27 protein-coding genes and 1 pseudogene are annotated in these 25,797 nt (G+C 47.5%); 5 read left to right on the forward strand and 23 right to left on the reverse strand.

All coding sequences use genetic code 11. The annotated features are described in order from the left end of the window. The 5 genes from DWZ16_RS07840 to DWZ16_RS07870 all read left to right on the forward strand — a co-directional run. Positions 1–416 (forward strand): Type 1 glutamine amidotransferase-like domain-containing protein (locus DWZ16_RS07840; protein ID WP_118522570.1); only part of this gene is annotated, 416 nt, incomplete at its 5' end. Between the two features lie 288 nt (positions 417–704). Further along, positions 705–1,076: a DUF2500 domain-containing protein gene (locus DWZ16_RS07850; protein ID WP_118293988.1), complete on the forward strand. Its 372-nt coding sequence runs from the start codon at positions 705–707 to the stop codon at positions 1,074–1,076. A gap of 539 nt (positions 1,077–1,615) precedes the next feature. Continuing rightward, a complete protein-coding gene (locus tag DWZ16_RS07860; protein WP_118472339.1) occupies positions 1,616–1,900 on the forward strand; it encodes an Ada metal-binding domain-containing protein in 285 nt (94 codons plus the stop codon). A 175-nt stretch (positions 1,901–2,075) separates the two neighbouring features. Beyond that, entirely contained in the window at positions 2,076–2,363 is a 288-nt protein-coding gene (locus DWZ16_RS07865) for a DUF4491 family protein (RefSeq protein ID WP_110436407.1), read from the forward strand. Positions 2,364–2,640: 277 nt separating this feature from the next. Beyond that, complete coding sequence (locus DWZ16_RS07870) at positions 2,641–3,003, forward strand: helix-turn-helix domain-containing protein (RefSeq protein ID WP_118467674.1); 363 nt, start codon at positions 2,641–2,643, stop codon at positions 3,001–3,003. Between the two features lie 260 nt (positions 3,004–3,263). Here DWZ16_RS07870 and DWZ16_RS07875 read toward each other — a convergent pair whose 3' ends face one another. The 23 genes and pseudogenes from DWZ16_RS07875 to DWZ16_RS07980 form a co-directional block, all read right to left on the reverse strand. Continuing rightward, positions 3,264–4,319, reverse strand: coding sequence for a tyrosine-type recombinase/integrase (locus tag DWZ16_RS07875; RefSeq protein ID WP_118522572.1), 1,056 nt, complete (start codon positions 4,317–4,319; stop codon positions 3,264–3,266). Position 4,320: 1 nt separating this feature from the next. Continuing rightward, positions 4,321–5,159, reverse strand: a pseudogene (locus tag DWZ16_RS07880) (ATP-binding protein). Between the two features lie 333 nt (positions 5,160–5,492). After that, on the reverse strand, positions 5,493–7,349 hold the full coding sequence (locus tag DWZ16_RS07885) for an NlpC/P60 family protein (RefSeq protein ID WP_118522573.1): 1,857 nt from the start codon (positions 7,347–7,349) through the stop codon (positions 5,493–5,495). A gap of 144 nt (positions 7,350–7,493) precedes the next feature. Then, entirely contained in the window at positions 7,494–8,141 is a 648-nt protein-coding gene (locus tag DWZ16_RS07890; RefSeq protein WP_022358645.1) for an AAA family ATPase, read from the reverse strand. 161 nt (positions 8,142–8,302) lie between these two features. Beyond that, a complete protein-coding gene (locus tag DWZ16_RS07895; RefSeq protein ID WP_118491389.1) occupies positions 8,303–9,226 on the reverse strand; it encodes an RluA family pseudouridine synthase in 924 nt (307 codons plus the stop codon). Continuing rightward, a complete protein-coding gene (lspA, locus tag DWZ16_RS07900) occupies positions 9,223–9,747 on the reverse strand; it encodes a signal peptidase II (RefSeq protein ID WP_117795372.1) in 525 nt (174 codons plus the stop codon). The genes DWZ16_RS07895 and lspA overlap by 4 nt, the downstream gene beginning before the upstream one ends. Before the next feature lie 22 nt (positions 9,748–9,769). Further along, positions 9,770–10,879, reverse strand: a complete 1,110-nt coding sequence (aroB, locus tag DWZ16_RS07905) for a 3-dehydroquinate synthase (protein ID WP_118293704.1) — start codon at positions 10,877–10,879, stop codon at positions 9,770–9,772. Between the two features lie 21 nt (positions 10,880–10,900). Further along, positions 10,901–11,659, reverse strand: coding sequence for an RNA-binding protein (locus tag DWZ16_RS07910; RefSeq protein WP_233430144.1), 759 nt, complete (start codon positions 11,657–11,659; stop codon positions 10,901–10,903). 193 nt (positions 11,660–11,852) lie between these two features. Continuing rightward, the gene (locus DWZ16_RS07915) at positions 11,853–12,317 is read right to left on the reverse strand and encodes a cell division protein SepF (protein WP_412693809.1); all 465 of its coding nucleotides are present in this window, start codon (positions 12,315–12,317) and stop codon (positions 11,853–11,855) included. Positions 12,318–12,321: 4 nt separating this feature from the next. Further along, positions 12,322–13,020: a YggS family pyridoxal phosphate-dependent enzyme gene (locus DWZ16_RS07920; protein ID WP_118522574.1), complete on the reverse strand. Its 699-nt coding sequence runs from the start codon at positions 13,018–13,020 to the stop codon at positions 12,322–12,324. 41 nt (positions 13,021–13,061) lie between these two features. Continuing rightward, positions 13,062–14,465 (reverse strand): HlyD family efflux transporter periplasmic adaptor subunit, encoded by a 1,404-nt coding sequence (locus DWZ16_RS07925; protein WP_118522575.1) that lies wholly within the window; start codon positions 14,463–14,465, stop codon positions 13,062–13,064. Positions 14,466–14,654: 189 nt separating this feature from the next. Continuing rightward, positions 14,655–15,218, reverse strand: coding sequence for a helix-turn-helix domain-containing protein (locus tag DWZ16_RS07930; RefSeq protein ID WP_117795366.1), 564 nt, complete (start codon positions 15,216–15,218; stop codon positions 14,655–14,657). A 45-nt stretch (positions 15,219–15,263) separates the two neighbouring features. Then, complete coding sequence (locus tag DWZ16_RS07935; protein WP_118522576.1) at positions 15,264–16,445, reverse strand: MalY/PatB family protein; 1,182 nt, start codon at positions 16,443–16,445, stop codon at positions 15,264–15,266. Between the two features lie 332 nt (positions 16,446–16,777). Further along, the gene (locus tag DWZ16_RS07940) at positions 16,778–17,752 is read right to left on the reverse strand and encodes an ABC transporter ATP-binding protein (protein WP_118472332.1); all 975 of its coding nucleotides are present in this window, start codon (positions 17,750–17,752) and stop codon (positions 16,778–16,780) included. Further along, complete coding sequence (locus DWZ16_RS07945; RefSeq protein ID WP_118522577.1) at positions 17,736–18,827, reverse strand: ABC transporter ATP-binding protein; 1,092 nt, start codon at positions 18,825–18,827, stop codon at positions 17,736–17,738. Before DWZ16_RS07945 ends, DWZ16_RS07940 begins: the two co-directional genes overlap by 17 nt. A 13-nt stretch (positions 18,828–18,840) precedes the next feature. Continuing rightward, the gene (locus DWZ16_RS07950; RefSeq protein ID WP_227589504.1) at positions 18,841–19,851 is read right to left on the reverse strand and encodes an ABC transporter permease; all 1,011 of its coding nucleotides are present in this window, start codon (positions 19,849–19,851) and stop codon (positions 18,841–18,843) included. Between the two features lie 8 nt (positions 19,852–19,859). Next, on the reverse strand, positions 19,860–20,234 hold the full coding sequence (locus DWZ16_RS16095) for an ABC transporter permease (RefSeq protein ID WP_243015181.1): 375 nt from the start codon (positions 20,232–20,234) through the stop codon (positions 19,860–19,862). Then, positions 20,189–20,779, reverse strand: coding sequence for an ABC transporter permease (locus DWZ16_RS16100; RefSeq protein WP_243015180.1), 591 nt, complete (start codon positions 20,777–20,779; stop codon positions 20,189–20,191). The genes DWZ16_RS16095 and DWZ16_RS16100 overlap by 46 nt, the downstream gene beginning before the upstream one ends. Before the next feature lie 194 nt (positions 20,780–20,973). After that, on the reverse strand, positions 20,974–22,635 hold the full coding sequence (locus DWZ16_RS07960; protein ID WP_106999856.1) for a peptide ABC transporter substrate-binding protein: 1,662 nt from the start codon (positions 22,633–22,635) through the stop codon (positions 20,974–20,976). A 24-nt stretch (positions 22,636–22,659) separates the two neighbouring features. Next, a complete protein-coding gene (locus tag DWZ16_RS07965; protein ID WP_106999855.1) occupies positions 22,660–23,721 on the reverse strand; it encodes a M24 family metallopeptidase in 1,062 nt (353 codons plus the stop codon). Between the two features lie 2 nt (positions 23,722–23,723). Next, positions 23,724–24,323, reverse strand: coding sequence for a M24 family metallopeptidase (locus DWZ16_RS07970; RefSeq protein ID WP_243021963.1), 600 nt, complete (start codon positions 24,321–24,323; stop codon positions 23,724–23,726). Further along, positions 24,209–24,964 carry an aminopeptidase P N-terminal domain-containing protein gene (locus DWZ16_RS07975; RefSeq protein WP_118522579.1) on the reverse strand — a complete coding sequence of 252 codons (756 nt, stop codon included), beginning with the start codon at positions 24,962–24,964 and terminating at the stop codon, positions 24,209–24,211. Before DWZ16_RS07975 ends, DWZ16_RS07970 begins: the two co-directional genes overlap by 115 nt. Before the next feature lie 410 nt (positions 24,965–25,374). Then, positions 25,375–25,794 (reverse strand): hypothetical protein, encoded by a 420-nt coding sequence (locus DWZ16_RS07980; protein WP_022359521.1) that lies wholly within the window; start codon positions 25,792–25,794, stop codon positions 25,375–25,377. Positions 25,795–25,797 lie beyond the last annotated feature (3 nt).

The following is a 25,797-nucleotide window of genomic DNA, read 5'->3' on the forward strand; positions in this document are numbered from 1 at the left end:
AGGCTTATTCAACGATACAGTCTGTTTTTGAAGAAGCAGATGTGATATATTTTACCGGCGGAAATTCTTTCTTTCTTATGGACCAGCTCCGTAAAACGGGAACTGATGGACTGCTGAAAAAGGAATTGGCAAATGGAAAATTGATGATCGGCGAGTCGGCAGGCGCAATTATATGCGCTCCAAGCATCCAATATATCGAGCAAATGGATGAAAAGCCGGAGGACTACTCACAAGAAGATGATGCAGGGATTGATTTGATTGATTTCTATGTTCTTCCGCATTATCTTACAGCACCATTTAAGAAAGTTACCGAGAAAATAATGACTGAGTTTTCGGATTTGAATCTATGCCCAATTAACAACCGTCAGGGAATTGTAATTGATGGTGAAGATTCAAAGGTTATTTGCAAAGACTAATTTGAAAATTCCAGTTTGCCGATGCTAAAAGGTTAAAACAGAATATCGCGGAGACGATGGACTATACGATTTATTAAAATATATTATCTATGCGAGTTTCTACATAATTGTGATTAAAACGGGTATGGATTTCTATGGGTATAAGCGCTTTCCGAAACTATACGAATCGTATTCTGCACCGTGGTATACAGAAGCATTACTGTATATCGCTGCCTCGCTTTTCGTGATTGTCGTATGTTTTGTGCTCAGAGTAATCATTGGACGAAAGATGAAGAAGAGGTGAGCTATATGTTTATGCTGTTTGAGTTTATGTTTCCGATTATCTTCATAATGGTTTTTGGCATGATCATCTTCCAGTTTGTGACAGGAATCGGAACATGGCATAAAAACAATCAGTCACCGCGTTTGTCGGTGAGTGCAACCATCGTCGCAAAGCGTGAAAATATCACACATCATAGCCATGCAAATGCGGGTGACCTGTCTGGAACTCATGGCTACCATTCGACTTCAAGTACCAGCTACTATGTCACGTTTCAGGTAGAGAGCGGTGACCGGATGGAACTGTCGGTTTCTGGCAGAGAATATGGAATGCTGGCGGAAGGCGACATTGGGAAACTTACGTTTCAGGGAACGAGATATCTGTCATTTGAGCGCGTGTGATTCTGGAGGTGATAGTGTGAAAGGAAGTAGACGAGGAGGTGATTTTAAGAAAAAGTTTATGTCAATTCAAGTTAACGAATCCAGAATTAATGTCGCGATGGTCTTCTAATAATGAAGAACCAATGTCACATTATTTAAATAATTCATGTTACCGAGCACTCTGGAAATGCCCTGATTGTGGTGGTGAATATATAAGTTCTATTCGAGATATGGCAACGGGAAACGTGGATTGTGTGTATTGTTCAATAAAAGAAGTTCTTCCGGGTGTTAATTCCTTTGCCGTATTGCATCCGGATTTAATGAATGAGTGGAACCATTTGGATAACTATTTGTTATGTGATCCTGATCAGATTTTGGATAATTGCATAACACCTGTTTGTTGGACATGCCCAGTGTGTGCACACGATTATAAGTGCTCACCAAAGCAACGGATTCTTTATCAAAAACGAAACATGGATGCTTGTACTTTCTGTAAAGGTTTGCGAAGAAAGGAACGGCATTATATTTGACTAAGAGAAGGTCACTTTACATCCCTCAAAATGGGTAAAGTGACCTTTAACATCAATTATGCGACGGGGGACAGCTCGGCTTCTGGAACAAACAAGACGGCAGAAACAGAGCAGGCCACACAGGCTGTTACGCAGGCAGCTTCTCGGCAGACCAGCACGGAATCCTATATCCTCAATACCAATACAAAGAAATTTCATCGGCCGTCCTGTTCATCGGTCAAACAGATGAAGGAGAGTAATAAAAAATCCTCATCAGAGAGTAGGGATGCGCTGATTGCTGCAGGTTATGATCCGTGTAAAAAATGCAATCCGTAAAAATGTGTCAGATATTTAAAAAATATGGAAGAGGAAGGTTGTAGTTCTATATTGCAATACTTCTTCTTTGCGCATATTGGATATGCTGTTGAGGGCGACTGTTGCACGCAGAAGGTAAGTTGCGCCGGTCTGCGATAATGTGCTGTTTGTATAAGGAAAAGGACAAGGAGTTATGATGAATTTTAGTGGGATATTGATTGGTGTGCTTACCTTTTTTCTGATTGGATTGTTCCATCCTATTGTTATATATGCGGAGTATTACTTTGGAAGCCGCTGTTGGCCGGTATTTTTGCTGGTGGGCATTTTGTGTATGATTCTATCCGTAAGAATGCAGGAAATACTTTGGTCGGTTTCCCTGGGTGTTTTGGGCGTCAGTTGCTTTTGGAGCATTAAGGAACTGAAAGAACAGGAAAAAAGAGTGGCAAAAGGATGGTTCCCGAAGCGGAAGGTGGATAAGCACTAAAGAAGAAAGCGGGGAGATGAGAAGATGGCGGTATGGAGATTACAGGTGAATACTGGAGGAGCGAACGTTGCGGATTATTGCTTGCAAAACCATGTTGCAGCACTTTGGGCTGGCAAGGTACTTGCTATGGAACGTTTACGAAATGAGAGATAGAGCGTATGGAAATAATCTATACGTTGTCAACGCACCATAGCGTTTACTATACGTTCTATTTTTTGCCTTTTTAAGAAAAGTGATTAAAAAACTATTGACAATTTGTTACTGGGAGAGATAGAGAGTGCGTTTTGATGAACTTTTTGAAATGAGAAAACTGACAGGAATAAAATTAAAGGACTACATCAGTGGCAATGGATTCTCTAAGGTATCGTTCTGCAAAAAGGCAGAAATTTCTCGACCTACTTTAGATAAAATTTTAAATGGCGAGATAGATAGTAAAAGCTCATTCGATAAGCATTTGAATAAAATTTTTACCAGTTTGGGCATTGGCCCGGATACTTTGATGGAATTTTCAACGAAAACGCAAAGCGTAGATGCGATGTACTCGCAAAAGGCTCTGATAAATTATCAAATGAATGATAAGGCAAAGATGGAGTATGATCTGTTGCAGGATATTTTAAACCTTTGCAGTGTTTATTATTAGAGGCAGAAGGCTATGAGTGAACAAACTACAGCAGCCAACTTAGACGAAGTTATTGAGACACAGATGAAGCAGAGTGAGAGTGCTTGAACTAGGAAAACCGATGGCATAGACTATAAGCAGTCGAGGTCATCGGTTTTCTTGGCAAATATGAATTTTGAACTTTATTTTAGCAAAATACTATTTTCACTTTACACGGAAATAAAGTACGAAATTAGCCTTTTTTACCTAAAAATTTTTTTTACTTTTTGCCTTTTTGCCCTTTACTCTATTTCTCTCAGCTGCACCTTATTCCTTGCGCTTCGCCGCCGTTCATCCTCCAGCGCCGCATAATGCTTCTTCGTCGTATTGACATCACTGTGTCCCAAAACATCCGCGACGAGGTAAATATCGCCGGTTTCACGGTACAGATTCGTGCCGTAGGTGCTGCGGAGCTTATGTGGCGTGATCTTTTTTAGCGGTGTGACGAGCTGTGCGTATTTTTTGACCATTTTTTCCACGCTGCGTACGTTAATGCGCTTACGCTGCATGGAGAGGAAGAGTGCTTCTTCGCTGCCTTCCTCTGGGACAATATGTTCACGCTCGCTGAGATAGTCCTGAAGCGCATATTCTACCTCGGCACCAAAATATACGATGACTTCCTTTCCGCCTTTTCGATGAATCCTAAGACCACCGTTTCGGAAATCAACATCGTTGATATTCAGTCCGACACATTCTGATACACGAAGCCCCGTACCAAGCAGAAGCGTCATCATCGCCAGATCTCGCAGCTTGGTCTTTGCATGGTAGGCTTTCTGTTTTTCGGTCAGACATTCACCATCCTCAACCTCATCCAGGAAACGCGCCACCTCGTCAACATCGAGGCGTATAATTTCTTTTTCATGAATCTTGGGAAGCTGCAGAAGAGAAGCGGGGTTATTCTGAATCCGCTCGGTCCGGTAAAAGTAGTTGTAAAAGCTCTTAACCGTCGAGACTTTCCGCATGATACCACGCTCTGTATTTATCAGATCCTCACGTTTTTCGGTCGAATAACATTTCAGATACTCCATATATTCTTCCAGATCCATCAATTTGATTTCATCCAGAAGAGAGAGCGGCAAATCGCGCAGCTTCTTTGATTTAAGCTCTGGATTTACTTGTTTCAGGAAATCAAAAAATGTCTTTAAATCATAGGCATACGCAAGCCGGGTGCGCGCTGATGTACGAGGTTCAATGCCGCGGAAGAAATCGGTACAGAACGGTGGCAGCTCTTTCAGAATGCCTCGGATTCGTTTTGTATTTTCGATGTCTTCCTGTTCGTGGTAGGAGAGTGCAGCCATATCACAATTCCTCCTTTGGTGATGATGAAAGGTCCGAATGTATCAAATTTTTCAGGTGTCGATCGGTCCGTTCCGGCCATCCGGGATTGTTTCCATCAATAATCGCATGGAAAAAGCGATCCTTTACCCCCGGTGAATCATGGTTGAGTTTTCTTGTTAATTGTTTCACATACTCGCGTTTTGTTTTTCCATCTACAGGACATGGATTTTTACAGACAGGAAGATGATATTTGTTTTTAAATCCGATCACATCGGCTTCCTGGACATACATCAGCGGGCGGATCAGCGTCAATCCCGTTTTGTCCAAATGGGTTTTCGGCGAGAAAGAATAGAAACGCCCCTCATAAATCAAGGATAAAAGCATGGTTTCGATCAGATCGTCACGGTGATGTGCATAGGCGATTTTATTACAGCCAAGTTTCAGAGCCGCTTCATTTAAAGCGCCTTTTCGCATCTTGGCACAGAGCGCACATGGATTGGATTCCTGACGGGTTTCAAAGAGAATCTTGCCGATTTCCGTCGGAACGACCGTGTAGGGCACGTTTAATTCATCACAAAGCTCCTGAATCGGTTTTAAATCAAATGCAGCCGCATCCGATGAAAGCGTCGGCGACAACCGGTTCGAAACCTCCGGAGAAAGTGCCTGAAAGCCCAGATCAACTGTAATAGCACAAAGTTCAAATGGTTCCGGGTAAAACCGGCGAAGCCCTGTAAAGCATATAAAAGTGTCAGGCTGTCTTTACCGCCAGAAATACCGATAGCTATTTTATCGCCGGATTGAATCAGACGATAGTCATCAACCGCCTGGCGAGTTAAACTTAGAAGACGTTGAAGTTTCATGAGAACATCCTTTCAAATATAACGAATGAATAGTTTAGCAAATAGATTAAGTGCATACGCATATTTGCATTTCGAACTATTCGATAAAGTAGGCTTTCACGAATAGTTATGTCCATCTCCCTATCATACCATGTTTCCCTTTATTTGTAAATAAATCTTTTTACGAATTATTCAATATCGTATTTCAGCATAAAAACAAACCTAAACACAAAATGGATGGATGCCGCCTTTGCCATTTACCAGCAAACACTCCAGCAAAAAACAAAGGCAACATCCATCCAGCTCAAAATCCCTTATGACTAATTCATATTCATTTTATTCTTTATTCACTTCTTAATCCAAAAACGCCCGGTAATACGGCCAGACCGCATGGACCTTTCCGACCGTTACATTGCGTGCACTGCCGGATTCATGTACGCCCAGTATGGTTCTGTCTGCGTTCCAGCCTAAAAACATTACAACGTGCGAATCACCGCCAAGCTGGACAAGCAAGTCGCCCGGCTGAAGCTCTGCGCTGTTGATCGCCCGTCCTGTCCGCACAATCTCGTAGGTGCTGGCGGCACCCATTCTATTGCCAAGCGCGGTCCAGTATACCCAGTTGACCCATCCAGAACAGTCAAGCCCTGACAAAATCCGTCCCTTGTAATCCGGGCTTGTCACGCTGGCAAAATGATTGCCGGAAAGTCCTGCTGTACTCGGTTTTCCTCCATAATAATATGGAATCTTGCCAACGGAATTGAGCGCGCATGTGATAACGGCACGCCGCTCCGGTGATAAATCCTCTGGAAGTAAATCCAGGTAAGACGCAATTTCTGCCGGTGTCAGCGGATTCCCGAGTGCAAACTCTGAACTGGCAAGCCCGTACATTCCCTGCCAATCCTGAGCAGCGAGTGTCTGGGCGGCTGTCTGTTTTTCTTCCGTCCAACCCTGCCAGTTCCCGACAGCCTGATTTCCCGTTCCATCGAGTGCAAACAGATTATGCTTCTCTTTCAGACCGGTTGTCTTAACGGTAATAGTCAGATCAACGTGTCCCGGGCAATATTTTCCGTTTTCATTTAATGTAACTGCCGCAGCGCTCTCCGCACTGAACGTCGCCTCTGACGGGGACGCAACCGCTTTTGATTCGGCTGCCTGCTCCTGTGTGGAAGCCCCCGGTCCCTGTGCCGGTTTGACATAATTATTTGCTGTGGATGCCGCCTCGCTCTCCGTTAACGGCTCTTCTGCCGCTGTCTGACTGTCTCCTGCGCCCTGGGCATCTAAAGCCTCCGAGGATGCCTCTCCTGCTGCACTGCCGCTCTCCACATCGTCATCTGCTGTTTCCTCTGTTACCGGCTCGTCCGGCAGTTCTGTACAGCCCTCACAGTAATACACATTGCTAATGCTCACGTGGTACTGGTGGGAACTGGTCCAGAGCTGATTGATATAGGTATTGAACAGGTCTGTATTTTTCCAGTCAAGGCTGTATGTATATACATTTGCCATAGACAAAATATCGGTCGCATTGGATGCCAGGGACGTCGGCTTTCCGTCTCCGTCGCATATCTGGAAACGGATATTTTTCCAAGTTGGAACTACCCAGCTCGCCGGGTCCTGCGCGTTATGCTCTGGATTGGAGGGATCATAGCTGCCGAGTACCTGTGCAGCTGGCAGCCCCATTTTCTGGGAAGCCGTAAGCGGTGTCGTCTGGATCCACCCGTAGATCTCCGATATCCACTGTGCATCCCGCGTTCCAAGCGCTTCGTACATCTTCGCGCCCCAGGTATCTTCTGTCCCCATACTCCGGAATCGTTTTGCAAGTTTATACCATGGAAGAGACTCAAATGCCGCCAATGGATCAGACAGATCAACAGCGCTCTCTTCCGTCCGGAGCGCCATCAGGTTATACTCCGTTTCCGACGGAACATATTCTTCTGAGTCTGCCCCCAGACCATTTAAAAATCGGGATGCCATGTGAATCGGGTGTACCATTTTCTTCATCAGACGGTCGCAGAAGGATTCGTCTGTATCATTTTGTGTCTCCTGGTCTAAAATTCCATCTGCAATCACAACTTTATCAGCAGGCACATCGACTGATAAATCCACCTCCGGGCGCACTGCTTCGGCAATCCCGCACAATAAAATACCCGATGCCGCCATGAGCGCCGTTCGGATTATATAAGAATGTCTTTCTTTCATCATCATTTTCTTCATGTATCTACATTCAAAATCTTAAGTAACTATTTTGTTTTTATACCCCAACGCAATCTCATCTTCAAAACATCCAGGCGCAAAAAACCGATGCGTCCTTTCTGATTCTTCACCAGAAATTCAAACACACCGGTTTTAATTATACTTTTATGCGTTCTCGTTTATCTTAAGAAATTCTTGTTTCTTTTTGGCGAATTCCTTAATAATTTCTACGGCACCGTCGATGCCTACGACACTGCTGTTGATGCAGAGGTTATAGCTCTTGGAGCTGCCCCAGCGTTTGCTGGAATAATAGTTATAATAACCAGAACGCTGCTTATCGGTCTTGATCATCACATCTTTTGCCTTATCGCGGGTAATATTGTGACGTTTCATCAATTCCTGAATCTTCACTTCCTCATCTGCACAGATGAAAACAGACACTACGTTCGGATAATCTGCCAGCGCATAGTCCGCACACCGTCCTACAATGACACAGGATTCTTCATCTGCCAGTTTCTTGATCGTGTCAAACTGTGCCAGGAAAATCTTGTGGTTGATCGGCATATCCATATAAGCCGATGTATTATAACCCATCGAATAGGTGTCCATTACCAGTGAATATAAGAAGCTGTTGGTTGGTTTCTCATCATGCGTCTTAAAAAGCTCTTCACAGAGACCGCTGTTCTTCGCTGCCAGTGCAAGAAGCTCTTTATCATAGCACTTGATTCCCAATGATTCCGCCAGTTTTCGTCCAATCGCTCTTCCGGAGCTGCCGCATTCGCGACCGATTGTAATTACTAAATTTTTTTTCATGTCTCCCTCAACTCCTTTCAAGTTCTGCCTTTATTATAACACAAGCTATCTGAAAAGTCATCATTTTTTCGGAATAAAAGGTATTTCTTAGCGACACAGAAATAAACTATCTGAAAAGAATGTGTATACGAATCGGAACGATCTTACTATTCATGTCACTTTTACTTTCCAGCTTTTTTCCGCAGCTTCTCCAGCAGTTCTTCAAAATACGCTGGCAGCGGCGCAGAAAACTCCACATACTCCCCGGTCCGCGGATGGATAAAGCCTAAGACTCCCGCATGCAGGGTCTGCCCTTCCAGTGAAAATGGCTGCCGCGCCGGACCGTACACCTCATCGCCCAGAAGCGGATGACCGATGCTTGCCATATGGACGCGGATCTGGTGTGTGCGTCCCGTCTCCAGGCGGCATTCGATAAATGTATACGCCCCGAAGCGTTCCAGTACGCGGTAATGCGTGATCGCATCGCGCCCCTGTTTGGAGTGGATGCTCATTTTCTTGCGATCCGTCGGATGACGCCCGATCGGTGCATGGACAGTGCCCTCATCCTCGCGCAGATTGCCAAATACGATGGCATAATACACGCGGGTGATCGAATGCACCTTGAGCTGTTCTGCGAGAGAATTGTGGGCGAAATCATTCTTGCACACCACCAGCACGCCGGTTGTGTTCATATCGATCCGATGGACGATCCCAGGGCGCATGACTCCGTTGATGCCGGAGAGCTGATCCTTGCAATGGTACATCAGCGCATTGACCAGAGTCCCCGTATAATGCCCTGCTGCCGGATGGACAACCATCCCCTTCGGCTTATTGACTAAAATTATATCCGAATCTTCATACAAAATGTCCAACGGGATATTTTCCGCCTCGATCGCCGCCTCCTCCGGTTTTGGAACTTCAAAGGCGATAGTTTCCCCACCATTTACCTTGAAACTGCTTTTAACCGCTTTTCCGTCTGCTGTAACGCTGCTCTCTTTCAGAAGTTTCTGCAAAAAGGAACGGGACAGATCCGGGCAGGCGTCCGCCAGAAATTTATCGATGCGGGTTCCAGCCGCCTCTTCTGGAACCAGATATTCCTGCATCATCGTCCCGACTCCTTTTTCGCACCTTTAAAAGAAAGGAATTCCAGTTCCTCATCCGAATAGAAGAAGAAAAACAGAAGGATCAGCGAGAACGTCGCGATCACCACATAGCAGTCTGCCACATTAAAAATCGGGAAATCAATCAGCTTAAAATACAGGAAATCCACCACATATTTCTGCGTCAGACGGTCGATCATATTGCCAACTGCGCCTGATACGAGCAGAAACAAGCTGCACATCAGCGGCAGATACCGTCTCCCTGCCGGCATCCGGTAAACCGCCCACAACACCGCCAGAATGACTGCCGCTGCAATCAGGAAGAAGAATCCCTGCCGTCCCTGCAGCATTCCAAAAGCAGCGCCACGGTTTTCAGAATAATAAAATTCAAACACACCTTTAATGAGCACAAATGGCTTCTGCCCTTTCAGATGGACAACTGCCAGATGTTTTGTAAACTGATCCAGTCCGATGCTGACTCCCAGCCCGATAAAAAAGATAAAGAACTGTCGTAATTTCGTGTTCATGCACCTGATTCCTTTCCTGCTATTATACCAGCACCTGATCGAGTGCCTGTTTCATCTCGTCCTCGGTTACTGTGCGATCCACGTAGGCGTCGCCGATGGAATGAATGAGAATAAATTTGATGATGCCAGAATCCATCTTCTTGTCGTTCTTGGACGCTGCCACAATCGCATCTTTCTCAAGCCCGGATACCTGCGTACCGATATGGAATTCTCCCAGTGCTTCTTTGAAGCGGTTTGTTTCCTCCGGTTTGATCATGCCGCGGTTTTCCGACAGCTTCATCGCTGCCAGCGCGCCGAGTGCCACGCATTCACCGTGCAGAAGTTCAAAGTTTTTCAGCTTCTCGATCGCGTGTCCCAGCGTATGACCAAAGTTTAAGAGCATACGGTCGCCTTTTTCGGTCGGATCCTTCTCTACCACAGCACGCTTGATCTCATTGCTCCAGGTCACTGTCTTGCGGAGTGCCTCCGGCTTTCTCGCCCAGATATCTGCCGCATTTTCAAGCAGCCACTCATAATATGCCGCATCCTTGATCAGACCATGTTTGATAACCTCGCCCATACCGGCGGAAAACTGGTTGTCCGGAAGCGTCTGAAGCGTATTGATATTGGTAAATACCAGCTTCGGCATATGAAACGCGCCAACCATATTTTTGTACGCGTCAAAATCAACGCCCGTCTTGCCGCCAATGCTGCTGTCCACCTGGGAAAGAAGCGTCGTCGGAATCTGCATGAAGGCAACGCCGCGCAGATAAGTCGCCGCCGCGAATCCGCAGAGATCGCCCACAACTCCGCCGCCGAGTGCTGCCAGCATATCGTTGCGGTCAAAATGGTTCAAAATCAAGGTCTCATATAAATCCCGGACGGTGTCGAGGTTTTTGTGCTCCTCGCCCGCCGGAAATACAAACGAAATTACCGTCTTGCAGCACGGCGCCAGAAGTTCTTTTACCTCATTCAGATATAATTTTTCTACGTTCGAATCCGTCACGATGCAGAGACGGCGGTTTGAAATGGAGAGTTTTTCGATTTCACCCGGAAGTGCCGAAAAATCTTCGGTCATCACAATATCATAGATCGGCTTCTCGTCCAGGTGAACGGTTACGCGATTCATTTTCTCATTCTTTACAGCTGTCATTTGTTTTCAGTCCTTTCTTTTTTACACATATTTATCCGCATAAACATACAGACGTCCCTTTTTCGACAATCCCCCGCTCCCGGCAAAGCGGAATTTTCCCATGCCGCGCACAGATACAATCTCACCCTCTTTAAGCTGCACCGCCGGGGAAGTCACCTGTTTCCCGTCAATAAACACCTTTTCACCCTCAATGAGCGGCAGTATCTTCGTGCGGGAGGATGAAAATACCATCGCGATCACACTGTCAAGACGCGGTGATGCAACGCTTCCACTCACGCGCTCCATCTTCGGTGTGATCGGCTCCGTCGCGTCCGCCTTGCGGCAGATCACAGAGGTGTGGCGCACCATCGTGAGTTCCTGGCAGAGATAATCCGCCATCTTTTCCTGGCAGAAGACGCAGCAGCCATTTTCCTTCATCAGAATATCCCCGATGCAGCTGCGCTCAATCCCCAGGTTCATGAGCGCCCCGAGATAATCCCGGTGCGTCAGCGCCTCACTGTAACGCAGGTTTGCCGGAATGACCTCCAACACGGCAATCGGAAGTCCAAACTCCTCATCGTCATACGAAGCCAGAAAACAAAGAAGTTTGCGCTCTGCGCCCTCAAAGCCACCCGTCAGGCAAGTCCGCACCGGCGGCAGCGTCTTCTCGATCGAGTGAAAGATCGTCTGTTCATTTAACGACAAAAAGCCGGTACTTGTCTGTATATCGCGCTGATAACAGAGTCCGGCCAGTTCTATCATTCTCTTTTTTAAAAGCTGTTCTTCTTTTTCCTGCAGCATCGCGTGTTTCTACTCCTGTTCGAAAGTGCTTATATAAAGTGTGCTCCTGCTCAGAGAGCCTGTATACAATCAGAAATCACACAAATTTCCGATTGTATAATAAATACTCCCAGGTTCAGATATATAGCGAACCTGGGAGTATATCAGTATCAGAAGTGGAGATTCATCCCGGAAACATTCATGGAACCGTCTGCTAAGAGTTCGGGAAAGTCGCCGGACAGCTCAACCGATGACGGTGTCGCAATAAAAATGTAATTGGAAATCTTCTGGAGATTTCCATCCATCGATAGGTCGCGCCACAGGTAAAATCAATGATACGCTGTGCAACCTCCATGTGGATTCCTTCCATATTTAAAACAACAGCTTTTCCAGCCAGCAGGTAATCGCAAATCTCTCTCGTATCCTCCATGGAAGTAGGTTTGATCAGAGATACTTCCATGCTGCGGCGCATCTGCACTACCTTATTGTTAGAGGAACGTGGCAGAAAACGCGGCTTAGATTCCTCCTCGTGGCGGTAATCATCCATCTCTTCGTCCCTCTTGCCGAAAGAACGCTTCTTAATCACCGGTTTTTCTTCTTCGTAATCTTCCTCATCGAAGTAATCGTCATCATTCTCTGTGAGACGCATTGTATCCATTAATTTGTTCAGAATACTCATAACCCTATTTCTCTCCTATCTTTGCCCTGGTTCCAAAAATGCCCGTACCGACTCTTACCATAGTTGCACCTTCTTCAATCGCTGTCTGATAGTCTCCGGTCATTCCCATCGAAAGGACATTCATAGTAACATTATCAATGTTTTTCCGTTTCATGTCAACATATAATTCATATAATTTTTTAAAAACACCACGATTTTCTTCCGAATTCTCTACAAATGGTGCAATCGTCATAAGTCCCTGTATATGGACATGCGGGTACTTTGCAATTTCGCGTGCCGCTTCCTCGACTTCTTCCGGGGCAAAACCAAATTTGGACTCTTCTCCGGCGACATTGACCTCCAGAAGAATAGAAACGTCCAGATCACGTTTGACCGCTTCTTTTTCGATCTGCTCTGCCAGTCCCACCGTATCGACGGAGTGAATCAGAACTGCCTTGTCAATTACCTGACGGACTTTATTTTTCTGTAAATGTCCAATCATATGCCAACGGATATCAGACGGCAGCTGCGGTTCCTTCTCCAGAATCTCCTGCACCTTGTTTTCGCCGAAATCTCTGGCGCCGGCATCATATGCCTCTTGAAGCATCGGCACCGGCTTTGTCTTACTGACCGCGATCAGCGTGACATCCTCCACCTTCCGTCCGCTCCGCTCGCAGGCGTTCCGTATATTCTGACGTATTTCTTCTAACTGTTCCTGAACCATATGTGATACACCTTCCTTATCTCTATATTTTGGAAATATCATTACTGATATACGATCTGGCCATCCGATACGGTGCTGGCATCCAACACGATATGGTCATAAACCGATAATCCATATTTGGTTCCTTTTTCTACAATGTAATATTCACCGCTATTTGCAAGTTCTTTCACCTGCTTGAACACCGCGTATCCCTTATTAATATTGTAAGCACCTGTCAGCTTTGCCGTCGGTCCTACCTGGAAGCGCTCGTTTGAATCCGGCTTTACCAGATAATCGCCGCTCTTTAACAGCCCATCGTCGCTCTTCTCGACATAATAATACTCATCGGTTGAGCTGTAAATCTCCGGCGTGACAAATTCAATCGACGCCTTTCCGCCTTCGCCGTAAACTTCTTTATTGAAGCCAGCCTCATCTTTAGTAGCGTTGCCGCCCGTTGTCATATAGTCAACTGGAATGGTATAAAATTCCTTCTCCATCACCGATGATACCGGAATTTTAAGTCCCTGCGTTTCCTCGCTGGAGATCTCGAAGGTCATAAAACGCTCGGATTCAAACTGGATCATGTAACGGTCCAGATCCAGGCGTCCATACAGATTGCCATCGGAACCGGTAAACATTGAATAATTTCCCCGGAATTTCATATCACTTCCCAACGGCTCGATCGTCAGTGTATCTTGATCGGCAAACTGCTCTTTATCCTTGTCATCCATCTGAAACACGATACTCCAGTTCTCCGATGTGATGATCTTGTACACCGGCGTGCCCGCCTCGATCAGTTCCCCAGCTCGTCCCACCTGCCGCGTATATTGACTCCGGTCAAACGAATCCGCCGTCACCTCCTCCGGCGCGACCCCCTCAAAAGAATCCGTCATATAGGAAATAATACCCGGCTGGGGCGCCGATATCTGTTTGTAATTGATACCCTGTGCCTGAAGCTGTGCATCCATATCGCCCAGCGCATTGAAATTCATATACTCTGCAACCGAAGCCTGCAAAGAATATTTGGCGTCGTAAACGCTTTCAAAGTGCTGATCGTTGTAGGATAAACAGAACGAACTGAGTTGTTTCTTCAAATCAGCCAGATTTTCTGCTGACAGGGACACCCCAGAGGACTGATTTTCTTCCAAAAATTTCCCCAGCTCGCCGGTCTCATCTAGCGAATAGACGCGCGCCCCAGCGCCTGCCCGCTTTCCCTCGCGCACATAATAGTTGACGTACCCGGTCTGCGGTGCATTTTCCACTGTCTCATCCCGAAACAGGATTCCGTTGTATTCTTTATTATTTACAATACTTCCCTCGACGACCTCATAAAACTGGACGTGATCCCGCCTGAGATATGTATAGACACTGAAAGAAAGATAGACGAAAATCATGGCAAAAATGATCATGCCTACATTGATATTCAATGGCTTTCTGTAGCGTACAATTTTCTTGTTTTTGGCCATGCAGCTCTATCCTCCCTTTTCCCGATGTACTTCTCTGGCAGCTGTTTCTGCAGTTTCACAGTTACCAGACAAAAATCCACGCAAATTTGTCTACGGCCATGGACTTTTGCAATATTCTGTATAGCCCAACGTACAGCCTTTATTATACGAGTGAATTGTCCAAATTTCAAGATCAATTCATCCCGTCAATTATACAGAATCATCCATAATCTGCAGATGCCAGAAGGAGCGGCAGGGAGTATCGCCTGCATTCCGCATCGTGTGATAGAGATTCGGCTTGATATAGATCGAATCGCCCGGTCCTAAGAGATAAACCGTTCCATCCAGATTGACCTCCATCTTGCCTTCCAGAATGACTCCGACCTCCGCGTATGGATGCAGCCCCCAGGACGGCGGTGTATCTTTTGTCTCTGGATCATAGGTTGAAAACTCATAAATACCGCGTTTCTTTCCAAAATCCAGACGGCGGATTTGAAGCTTGTACTCATCATATTCATATAACTGCTGCTCCTCCTGGCGAATCAGGGTTCTCTCCTCGCCGGAAGGACTGAGCAGATCCCGGATCGAAATACCAAGCGCCACGCAGATGCGCTGCAGATTGTTCAGCGTCGGGCTTGCCTGGTTCCGCTCCAGATTGCTCAGATATCCCACTGACAGATCGGTAAACTGGGACAGCTTCTGGATCGTGATAGATTTACTCTTGCGAATCTCCTTGATCCGCTGTCCAATATTCTCCACTTCTTCAAATTCCATGCAATCCCTCCGAACGTTTTATTTTTACGGTTCTGCTATTATTCATTATGCGTTCCGTTTTTTCCATGCCGCCTCGATCTGATCGAGCGCCTGTGCAATCACACTGCGCGAACTGCCCAGATTAAAGCGCATAAATCCAGATCCCTGTTCACCCGAATGCGTGCCCGGATCCAGCCATACCTTCGCTTCATTCGAGAAGAATGCCATCAATTCATCATCCGTCATCCCCAGTTCACGGCAATCCAGCCACGCCAGATACGTTCCCTCCGGTTCTACCAGCTGAATCTGTGGCACACGGTTTTTACAGAAATCGCGCACCAGTGCCAGATTGCCAGCCAGATAGCCGATAAGCTGATCCAGCCATTCCCCGCCTCCTTCATACGCTGCACGGCAGGCGAACAATCCCAGACGGTTCATATTTTCTTGGCCAACATCCAGCAGCTCCGACCGGAATTTACGCCGCATCTCCGGATCCGGGATAAAGAGGTTTGATGTCGCCATGCCAGCCAGATTGAAGGTCTTGCTCGGCGCTGTACACATCATCGAATGAAGGCATGCTTCCTCTGAAATCGACGCATACGGAGTCTGCTCATGCCCCTGCCATACAAAATCGCCATGGATCTCGTCGCTGATCACGTATACATGGTGGCGCAGGCAGATGTCCGCCAGTGCGGTCAGCTCTTCCCTCGTCCAGACACGGCCAACCGGATTGTGCGGATTGCATAAAATCATCAGTTTGACATGCTCATCCAGCACCTTCTGCTCCAGATCTTCCAGATCCATCTCATAATGTCCATCTTTTAAAACCAGCGGATTCTCCACCAGCGTCCGCTTATTGCGGAGGATCGCCCGGCTGAATGGATGGTAGACCGGCGGCTGGATCAACACCGCATCGCCCTCCTGGGTAAAAGCCCGCACTGCGATCGAGAGTGCAAACACGATACCTGGCGTGCAGGTCATCCACTCCGGCTGCAGAGTCAGATGATGGCGTTTCTGATACCACGCTGCCACCGCATCAAAATACGACTCATCTGCCCGGCTGTAACCGAAAATCCCGTGATCCACTGCCTTTTTCAGCGCTTCAACCACGCTGTCCGGCGATCGGAAATCCATATCCGCCACCCAGAGCGGCAGAATATCATCCGCTTTCCCATTTTCTTTCTTAAAATCATGCTTGATCGACCAAGTATGGGTCCGATCGATCGGTGTGTCAAAATCGTACTGCATAGAAAATCCACCTTTCTGTTATATATCGTTAAAATTTTCCAAATTCAGCCATAATTTCAAAAAAATTCTAACTAATATTTTACACCAGTCGGCGATCAATGTCTACAATTACTCCCTCAATTAGCCAAAAAACTAAGAAGCTGACGAGGACAGGGCGGTCTGGCTTTCAGCTTATCAAATTGTACGCATTTTGAGTACAGATGTCCGAATGAGGCGGATGTAAGTCCGCATCAGGCGAGCATCTGTAGCGAAAGCAAGCGAACAATGATAAGTCTGAGAAGCCAGGCTGTCCTGTCCCCGTCAGCTTCGACGCCTTCACGAATCTATTTAATTTACTTTACCATATGACAAGCCACAAAATGCCCCGGCGTCACTTCCCGGAGTTCCGGCAGCTTCGCCCTGCACTCCTCCGTCGCATACGGACATCTCTCGGCAAAACGGCAGCAGTCCTTCGGGTTGATCGGGCTTGGAATCTCGCCCTTAACCATGATACGCTTCTTCTCACGCACCAGTCTCGGATCCGCAACCGGAATCGAGGACAGAAGCACCTGCGTGTACGGATGCAGCGGATGTGCATACAGCTCTTCGGAATCGGCAAATTCAACCATCGTTCCCAGATACATAACGATGACACGGTCGGAAATGTACTTGACGACGCTCAAGTCATGCGCAATGAAGAGATAGGTCAGTCCCATTTCTTCCTGCAGTTCCTTTAACATATTTAATACCTGCGCCTGGATTGAAACATCCAGTGCGGAGATCGGCTCGTCGCAGATCACAAACTCCGGTTCGACCGCTAATGCCCTGGCAATACCAATTCTCTGCTTCTGACCGCCGGAGAACTCATGCGGGAAACGGGACATATGGTCGCGGTTCAGACCGACGCGCTTCAGGATCGCCTCTACCTTCTGATCCACATCCTTGTCCGTCGCCAGTCCATGCAGTTTCATGCCGGAACCGATGATATCCTTGACCGTCATACGCGGGTTCAGGGAAGAATGCGGATTCTGGAAGATCATCTGCACATTCTTGCGGAATGCTTTTTCCTCTTCACGGGTGTATTTAAAAATATCTTTTCCTTTATAGGTGATCGTGCCTGCTGCCGGCTCATAGAGCTTTACCAGGCACCGTCCCGTCGTGGACTTGCCACATCCGCTCTCACCTACCAGTCCCAACGTTTCCCCTTTATAAATCGTAAAATGCACGTGATCAACTGCTTTCAGCACTTTTCCCCTGCCGACGTTGAAATACTGGCAGAGATCCGTGACCTGGAACAGGGGTGTGCTCCTATCAATTTGTTTTGCCATGGTGTCCCCTCCGTTTCTCTTCCGGCAGAGCCGCAACATTTTCCTCTTCTTCCTGTTTCTGCGCCTCAGTCAGCCCTTTCATGATATCCACCTTCGGCGCATATTCATGCTGCAGCCAGCACGCACAGGTATGTTCGTCTGAAAGCCTGTGAAATTCCGGCTGTTCTTCATAACAGACCTTCATCGCAAACTCACAGCGCGCTGCAAACGGGCATCCTTTCGGCGGTGCGAACAGATCCGGCGGTGTTCCGTCGATGGGCACCAGCTTCTGATTCTTGGAGGTATCCAGCGTAGCGATTGATTTGATAAGACCTGCCGTGTACGGATGTGCCGTCTCATAGAAGATCTCATCAACCGTTCCTTTTTCAGCCACCTTGCCGCCATACATAACAAGCACGCGGTCACACATCTTGGCGATAACTCCGAGATCGTGGGTAATCAGGATAATCGAGGTGTTTATCTTATCGCGCAGTTCCTTCAGAAGATCCAGGATCTGTGCCTCGATCGTTACGTCCAGCGAGGTCGTCGGCTCATCCGCGATGATGATGCTCGGCTTGCCGACCAGCGCGATCGCGATCATGACACGCTGCTTCATACCGCCGGACAACTCATGCGGATACTGTTTATAACGACGCTCCGGCTCATTAATGCCGACCAGACGCAGGATCTCCAGCGCCCGTTCCCTGACTTCTGCCCGGGTCATCCCCTTCCGTCCGACAAAAACCTCCTCGATCTGTTTTCCAACCGTCATGGTCGGGTTTAACGAGGTCATCGGATCCTGAAAGATAAATCCAATCTCCACACCGCGGATTTTCCGCATCTCGCGGTCTGTCTTGGTGATGATCTCCTCGCCCTTATACTTGATCGAACCGCCCTCAAAAAATCCCGGCGGCTCCGGGTTGAGCTTTAAAATGCACTGGGAGGTAACGCTCTTGCCGCATCCGCTCTCGCCTACAATTCCAAGAATCTCGCCTTCGCGTACATTAAAACTGACATCCCGGACGGATTTTACCACGCCGCCGTATGTATGGAACGAGAAGGTCAGATTCTTGATTTCCAATATATTTTTAGCCATTGTCTCCTACCTCCTATTCCGTTCCTCTCAGTCTCGGATCAAATGCATCCCGCAGACCGTTTCCAAGCTGGTTGAGCGCCAGTACAGTTGTACAGATAAAGAATGCCGGCACGTACAGCATATGCGGCGCTGCCGTCATCATACGGGTTCCCTCTTTTGCCAGAACGCCCCAGCTTGCCTGCGGCGGGGAAATGCCGAGACCGATATAACTCAAGAACGCCTCCTGGAAGATGGCGCTCGGGATTGCCATTGTCAGGTTTGTGATCAGAAGACCCATGATATTCGGGATGATCTCACGCACGATGATTGTGAACGCCGACTCGCCCATGACGCGGGCTGCCAGTACAAAATCCTGCTCTTTCAAGCGGTATACTTCGCCTCTGGTAAAACGGCAGGTTCCCGTCCATCCAACAATAACCATTGCAATGATTAAGCTTTTAACGCCGGAACCTAATACTACCATAACCAAAATACAGACGATCAGAGATGGAATACCATAAATAACATCGATAATACGCATGACGATCATATCAAACTTGCCGCCATAATAGCCGCAGAAACCGCCCAGCACTGTACCAATTACAGTATTTAAAAGGGCTGCCAGAAGACCGATCGTCAAAGAAACACGCGCGCCCATCCAGACACGTACCCAGAGGTCACGCCCCAGAGAGTCGGTTCCCAGCCAATGAGCTGCTGAAATCCCCTTGCTCATCGAGTAGGCATCCTGCTGGTCAAATCCGTAGTGGCTGAACATCGGTGCAAAGATCGCTAACAATCCATATGCAATCAACAGAATCAGACTGAAATATGCCGCCTTATTTGTCCGGATTCGTCTCCACGCCTCCTGCCAGAAGGTCAGGCTTGGTCGGGAGATCGATTCCATTTTTTCAATATTTTTACCTACCATCTCAAACTTGTCGCGGGTAATCGTGCGTCCATCTGTCAGGTTTTCGGATGTGCCTGCTGCTGCGCCGGAATTCTCAGAAGGCAGCACATTTCCATCTTTCATTTTCATCTCACCCATACTGCCACCTACTTTCCGCCGATCCGCACTCTCGGATCGATCACGCCATACAGAATATCAACTACCATGTTGCAGAATACCAGGAATGTGCCGTAAAACGCCGTCATGCCAAGGATCAGGGAGTAATCGTTGTTCTGCACACTCTCAACATAATATTTACCCATGCCGGGGATAGCAAACAGGGACTCGATAACAAATGTACCGGTCAGAACGGCTGCTACCGTCGGACCGAGGATCGTAACAACCGGCATGATCGCGTTCCGGATCTGATGCTTCCAGGTCACACGGAACTTGGAAATGCCCTTCGAGCGCGCCGTCTTGATGTAATCCTGCTGGACTACCTCCAGCATACTCGCACGCATGATACGCGAGACGGATGCCATCGTGTAGAATCCCAGTCCGATCGACGGCAGGATCGTGTAGGCGAAGCCTTGTACTGCGCGATCGGGAACAGCCCCCATTTGACTGCAAAGAAATGCTGCAGCAGCGCGCCCATGATAAAGTCCGGGACACTTGTACCAAATACAGCTACAATCACAAAGATTAAATCAATTTTATTGCCACGGTTTAATGCAGAAATAATACCAAATACAAGACCAAAGGAAATCGCAAAACATAATGCGCGGATACCAAGGTCTGCCGAATACGGAAATGCGCCTGCTAACAGGTCATTGACGGTACGGCTCGGATATTTGGTAGAAAAACCGAAATTTCCATGAATCAGATTATTCAGATATGTCAGATACTGCTGGAGTAAAGGTTTATCGAATCCGTAGTAGGCACTTAAATTGGCCTTTGCGGTTGCTGACATTTTCGGATCATTGAAGGGTCCGCCCGGCATCAGCCTCGCCAGGAAAAATACAACGGATACGAGAACAAACACAGTCACAATGGATATTCCCACCCGCTTCAGTATATATTTTTTCATAGGTTCACGCTCCTTTAACTACGGGAACATCCCAAATCCGGTTGTTCCGGCCGCCGGTTACGGCTCATTCATCCGCCAGGCAGCCACCGGATATGTACTGCGCTTCAGAAATCCAGCCGCTTTGCCGGATCCTGAAGCGCAGGTGCTTCAATCATCTTCTAAGGTTTTTCAATATGTTTTGGATAGATGATGGATTAGTTTGTGATGTCCACATACATATAGTCATAGTTCAGTCCAACAAAGTATGCGCCCAGATTCTGTACACGGTCAGATACCATATACGGAACCTCTCTTAACTGAAGCGCTACCAGTGCGCCGTCTTCCAGGAGTGTCTTCTCTGCATTGAACAGATTGTCCATACGCTCTTTACCGGAAGTTGTCTTGGAAGCGTCGATGTACTTATCGTATTCATCACTGTGGTAATTTAAGTAGTTGTAGCCGGAGGTGCTGTACCAGAGCTCCAGGTAGCTGTACGGGTCAGAGTAATCCGGTGCCCAGCCGCTCATGATGATATCGTACTCATCACTGTCCGGAACCAGGAGTGCGTTTTTCGTTGCGTACGGAACCATGTTGATATCTACGTTGATACCCAGGTTGTTCTTCCACTGGTTTGCAACAACCTCTGCCTCTTTCTTCGCTGTGTCAGAATCGGATACAACCAGTTTCAGGGAAATATCAGAAGCACTGGAAAGACCTAATTCAGATAATGCCGTATCCAGATACTCTTTTGCCTTATCCATATCACCCTGAAGTGGGAATGCCTCTAACGGATACTCGGTGCCGTACTCACCGTCCACGCCGCGAACCTGCGGAAGCACATATCTCTGGTTAGCCTGATATAAGCCATTGTGGGTCAGAAGAATGTATTCTTCACGGTTGACTGCGTAGTTCATCGCCAGACGCAGGTTCTTGTTTGCCAGATATTTATTCCGGTGATTCAGTGCCGCATAATCGTCTGCGCCGTTGTAGTAGGACTGTGTCTTGCCCTCATACTGCGCTGCCAGCTCGGTTGGAACCTCTGCCAGATCCAGCTCGCCTGCATCGAACATCGAAACAGCGGTAGTCTGATCGGCTACGGTCAGAATCTCAACGCCGTCCAGACTGATCTTTTCATTGTCATAGTAATCTGGATTCTTCGTCAGTTCTACCTTGCCGTTACTGTATTCACTTACAACGAACGGTCCATTGTAAACCTGTTTATCGGCACTTCCGCCGAACTCATTGCCATATTTCTCAACCAGGTCTTCACGTACCGGCATGAATGCACTCATGCTTGTCATGCTGACAAAGTAATCAGCCGGATTCTCAAGCGTAATCTCCAGGGTAAAGTCATCCAGTGCCTTGACTCCCAGTTCATCCACCGGAAGTTCACCCTCACTGACCTTGGCACCGTTCTTTAAAACAGCACCCAGATAGCTGGCAGGGCAGGCTGCTGCCGGATCGCAGAGACGCTTCATACCGTACTCATAATCCTTAGCCGTAACAGTCTGTCCATCACTCCACTTTGTATCCTGACGGAGTTTGAAAGTATATACGAGACCATCATCGCTGACTTCATAGCTCTCAGCGGTTGCCGGCTGAAGCTCGCCCTGTACGTTGCGGTACAGACCATCATAGATATGATAGGAGACGGTCGCGTCTGCTACCGAGTTTGTCTTATCAGGGTCAATCGTCGCGATATCCGCCGTGTTGGAATAACGGAAAATCTTTTCGCCCGCTGCTGCGCTCTGGGAACTGTCACTTCCCGATTCAGCTGCCTTCGTATCATCCACCGAAGCGCTCGGAGTGGAACAGCCCGCTACACTCGCTGCCATCAGTGCAGCTAATCCCAGTGCAAGTAGTTTGTTTTTTCTCATAATATTCCTCCTTGTCCTTTTTTATTAAAGCTCAATCAGTTCCTTTGTGGCGCTGATCAGGTTTTCATTGCCTGTCTCCGTGATGAGAAGCTGATCTTCAATGCGGATACCGCCCCATCCTGGAATATAGATACCCGGTTCCACGGTCATGACATTATTGGCATGCACGATATTTTTAGAAACAGGGCTCATAAATGGAATCTCATGGACAAACATGCCGACGCCGTGTCCGATTCCTGTGTAGTGATATGGAAAATACTCGGTCCCCTCGATGATCTTCGTGGATTCATAATATGCATCCGATGCCGAAACCCCATCTTTTAAGAATCCTTCCACCGCAGCGACCATCTGCTGCTCAATCTTGTATACTTCCTTCTGCTTCGGCGTTGCGCGTCCGACTACCAGGGTACGCGTCATATCAGATAAATAACCATGATACTGGCATCCATAATCCATCAGGACCAGATCGCCGTATTCAATCGCCTTCTGGGACGGAATTCCATGAAGCAGGGATGTTCTCGCACCGGAGATGAGGATATTGCCGTATGGCTGTGTATCCGCGCCCTCCAGAACCATATAGAGGCTTAAACGCGCCGCCAGCTCTTTCTCGGTAATGCCGACCCGGATATCCTTCTGGATCTTTTCATATGCCCTTGAAGCAATATCACAGGAGATACGCAGGCACTCAATCTCTTCCGGCCTCTTGATGGAGCGGAACTCCTCGATGATGCCGTCCGCCGGTACCAGCTCTGCTTTTACCTCCGACTGGAGGTTCTGGTACTGTTCAACGGTCAGGTGGGCTGCTTCAAAGCCGATCGTCTTTGCCCCAACCTTTTCCGCCGCGTAGGCAAGTGCCTTTCCGATGGAACCGTAGGTGTCTCTCCAGTTCAAAATTGTGTAATCCGGGCACTCATAGGAAACCTGCTCGGTGTAGCGCGGATCTGTCAGAAAGAATTTTTCCTGCTCCGTGATAAAAAGCCAGGAATCTTCGCCGGTATAATGGCTGACATACTTTACATTGACCGGGCGGCTGATGAACATGCCATCCAGGTGCTCTTTCTGCATATACGCAAGTAACTGTTCCATGCTTACTCTCCTCCCATCACTGATTCTATTTCCTCTATCGTTCTGGGGATGGATGCTGTCAGATTCTCACAGCTATCCTCCGTTACCAGGCAGTTATCCTCGAGGCGGAAGCCGATGCCCCATTCCTCGCAGTAGATGCCGATATCCACGCAGAAAACCATACCCGGCTCTACGATATCGACATCGACCAGATCATGTGTGTCCCAGCCAACATGGTGGGCGCCGCCGTGCCAGATATATCTGCCGACATCCTCATACCGGTCACATAAGCCGATCGCTTTGAGCTGTTCGAAATTGTATTCCCTCGCCAGCCGGTCCACGTCTGCCATCTTCATTCCCGGCCGGATGATAGAGAACATGTGCTGCGAAGTCCGGTATGCACATGTGTAAAGAAGTCGCTGCCGTTCGGAAAACTTTCCGTTGCACGGCCAACCGCGCGATACATCATTGAAGAGGTGGTCGTACTGGGCGCCTACGTCGTTGAGAATCATATCGCCGTCCTTCGCCTGCCCTGTGTACTCATAATAGTGAATACAGAAATTATTGGCTCCCGCGGAAATGATACTCGGAAATGCCGGTTCAAGGCATCCGTGCTGCGCCAGTGCGTAGTCGAATTCGGCTTTATACTGGTATTCGTACATTCCCGCTTTGATGCCTTCATCATCGCCAGAATGCCGTCCCTTGTAATCTTGACTGCCTCCCGCATCGCCTCGATCTCACACGGCTGCTTGATGGTGCGCTGGCGGCGTATCTGACGGGAAATATCCGTGAGTGTGGCTGCCGGGTACCACTTTCTAAGTTTCCGTGCCATCCGGATACTCTCGGTATCTGCATCCTCCGGATCGTGCCGATACAGATCCATCGCAATCCGCTCAAACCGTCCGCTCCGCATCAGAAGTTTCAGACGGTTTTCCCACTCGCCGCTCGATGCGATCTGCGCGGCCCCGGATCGCGCCCTGGCCTCCTCCGGTGTGAACCGTTTCCCGGTCCACCGCTCGGCCAGCATATCCGGCGGAAGTATGTAAAGTGTTTCCTGTACCTCTTCTCCGTCCTTCTCTGCCATCAGGACTGTGTGTTCCTGCCCGATGCCGGTCAGATAGAGAAAACTCCGATCGGCATAAAACGGATAATTTTCATCGGCTGTTTTTCGGATGGAAGAACCGGAAAACAGGAGAAGCAGGGTGTGATCCGGAAGGCTGTCATACAGCCGCTGTCGGTTCCCTTGGTAAAATTCTGCATTCATAGTATTTTCCTTCCTGTCTTTTAAATGATTTCCGTATACTTTTGTATCTATCTCACAAATAGATGCATCGTAATCTTTTGTCTCCCGACACGTGTCATTATACCGTATAAATCAAAATTTTACAATTATTTTTCAGTATATTTTGTAATTTTTTCATTTAATGCAAAATTTCATATATATGATAGGAAATCCTTTCAATTTTGAAAAGAATGTAAAAGCATATCTATTTTTTCCCAAAAGTGGTACCTGCAAAAGAAGCATTTCAATGAAAATGTGGAAAGATGGTTTTGAGCCCAAACTAGAAAATTAGGAAAAAAAGAGACCATCCAATTCTCCTTTTTCAGATGAATCGGACAGTCTCCTGTCTCCGCCCTGCGCTGACAGCTGCGGTTTCGTTCATTTTGAATCTCTTATAAAGATACTACAACACTTTCTTTCGCGCACTCTGGAAGATCGGCTGCATTCATGGATATGCTTAAAACGAATTTTACATGATATTTCTCACTGATGGTCTCCAGCGTCTTGTAGGTCTCTTCAATATCCGCTCCCTCGAGGCAGGCAAGTTTCAGGAAGCTGTCAAGATACATCTGCTCCAGATCGTGATCCTGGCAGATAATACCACAAATAAATCCGATAAATCCATCGCTGGTATCAATCGGATATTCCTGTACATTGATAAGGCGAATCTGGTTATTCAACTCATACATATGTTTGGAACTCTTATCCAGATAGACAACGGATCCCTTGGCTTCTTTGACAGCCGTGTTCGCCATATCGAGTAAATATTTAGTTTTTCCTTTTCCCTTTGCTCCTGCGATGATCTGAACCATAAC

Origin of the sequence: Clostridium sp. AF29-8BH (genome assembly GCF_003478145.1) — a bacterium.
GTDB classification, from domain to species: domain Bacteria; phylum Bacillota; class Clostridia; order Lachnospirales; family Lachnospiraceae; genus Otoolea; species Otoolea fessa.

Excerpts from the sequence above, each read along its gene's own strand:
- DWZ16_RS07945 (WP_118522577.1), bottom strand. The coding sequence starts at position 18,827 with ATGGCTAAAAATATATTGGAAATCAAGAATCTGACCTTCTCGTTCCAT.
- DWZ16_RS07960 (WP_106999856.1), bottom strand. The coding sequence starts at position 22,635 with ATGAGAAAAAACAAACTACTTGCACTGGGATTAGCTGCACTGATGGCA.
- DWZ16_RS07910 (WP_233430144.1), bottom strand. The coding sequence starts at position 11,659 with ATGCTGCAGGAAAAAGAAGAACAGCTTTTAAAAAAGAGAATGATAGAA.
- DWZ16_RS07885 (WP_118522573.1), bottom strand. The coding sequence starts at position 7,349 with ATGAAGAAAATGATGATGAAAGAAAGACATTCTTATATAATCCGAACG.
- DWZ16_RS07935 (WP_118522576.1), bottom strand. The coding sequence starts at position 16,445 with ATGCAGTACGATTTTGACACACCGATCGATCGGACCCATACTTGGTCG.
- DWZ16_RS07930 (WP_117795366.1), bottom strand. The coding sequence starts at position 15,218 with ATGGAATTTGAAGAAGTGGAGAATATTGGACAGCGGATCAAGGAGATT.
- DWZ16_RS07965 (WP_106999855.1), bottom strand. The coding sequence starts at position 23,721 with ATGGAACAGTTACTTGCGTATATGCAGAAAGAGCACCTGGATGGCATG.
- DWZ16_RS07890 (WP_022358645.1), bottom strand. The coding sequence starts at position 8,141 with ATGAAAAAAAATTTAGTAATTACAATCGGTCGCGAATGCGGCAGCTCC.
- DWZ16_RS07975 (WP_118522579.1), bottom strand. The coding sequence starts at position 24,964 with ATGAATGCAGAATTTTACCAAGGGAACCGACAGCGGCTGTATGACAGC.
- DWZ16_RS07850 (WP_118293988.1), top strand. The coding sequence starts at position 705 with ATGTTTATGCTGTTTGAGTTTATGTTTCCGATTATCTTCATAATGGTT.
- DWZ16_RS16095 (WP_243015181.1), bottom strand. The coding sequence starts at position 20,234 with ATGGCATCCGTCTCGCGTATCATGCGTGCGAGTATGCTGGAGGTAGTC.
- DWZ16_RS07980 (WP_022359521.1), bottom strand. The coding sequence starts at position 25,794 with ATGGTTCAGATCATCGCAGGAGCAAAGGGAAAAGGAAAAACTAAATAT.
- DWZ16_RS07875 (WP_118522572.1), bottom strand. The coding sequence starts at position 4,319 with ATGGCTGCACTCTCCTACCACGAACAGGAAGACATCGAAAATACAAAA.
- DWZ16_RS07950 (WP_227589504.1), bottom strand. The coding sequence starts at position 19,851 with ATGGGTGAGATGAAAATGAAAGATGGAAATGTGCTGCCTTCTGAGAAT.
- DWZ16_RS07940 (WP_118472332.1), bottom strand. The coding sequence starts at position 17,752 with ATGGCAAAACAAATTGATAGGAGCACACCCCTGTTCCAGGTCACGGAT.
- DWZ16_RS07865 (WP_110436407.1), top strand. The coding sequence starts at position 2,076 with ATGAATTTTAGTGGGATATTGATTGGTGTGCTTACCTTTTTTCTGATT.
- DWZ16_RS07920 (WP_118522574.1), bottom strand. The coding sequence starts at position 13,020 with ATGGTTCAGGAACAGTTAGAAGAAATACGTCAGAATATACGGAACGCC.
- DWZ16_RS16100 (WP_243015180.1), bottom strand. The coding sequence starts at position 20,779 with ATGAAAAAATATATACTGAAGCGGGTGGGAATATCCATTGTGACTGTG.
- DWZ16_RS07925 (WP_118522575.1), bottom strand. The coding sequence starts at position 14,465 with ATGGCCAAAAACAAGAAAATTGTACGCTACAGAAAGCCATTGAATATC.
- lspA (WP_117795372.1), bottom strand. The coding sequence starts at position 9,747 with ATGAACACGAAATTACGACAGTTCTTTATCTTTTTTATCGGGCTGGGA.
- aroB (WP_118293704.1), bottom strand. The coding sequence starts at position 10,879 with ATGACAGCTGTAAAGAATGAGAAAATGAATCGCGTAACCGTTCACCTG.
- DWZ16_RS07895 (WP_118491389.1), bottom strand. The coding sequence starts at position 9,226 with ATGATGCAGGAATATCTGGTTCCAGAAGAGGCGGCTGGAACCCGCATC.
- DWZ16_RS07860 (WP_118472339.1), top strand. The coding sequence starts at position 1,616 with ATGGGTAAAGTGACCTTTAACATCAATTATGCGACGGGGGACAGCTCG.
- DWZ16_RS07915 (WP_412693809.1), bottom strand. The coding sequence starts at position 12,317 with ATGAGTATTCTGAACAAATTAATGGATACAATGCGTCTCACAGAGAAT.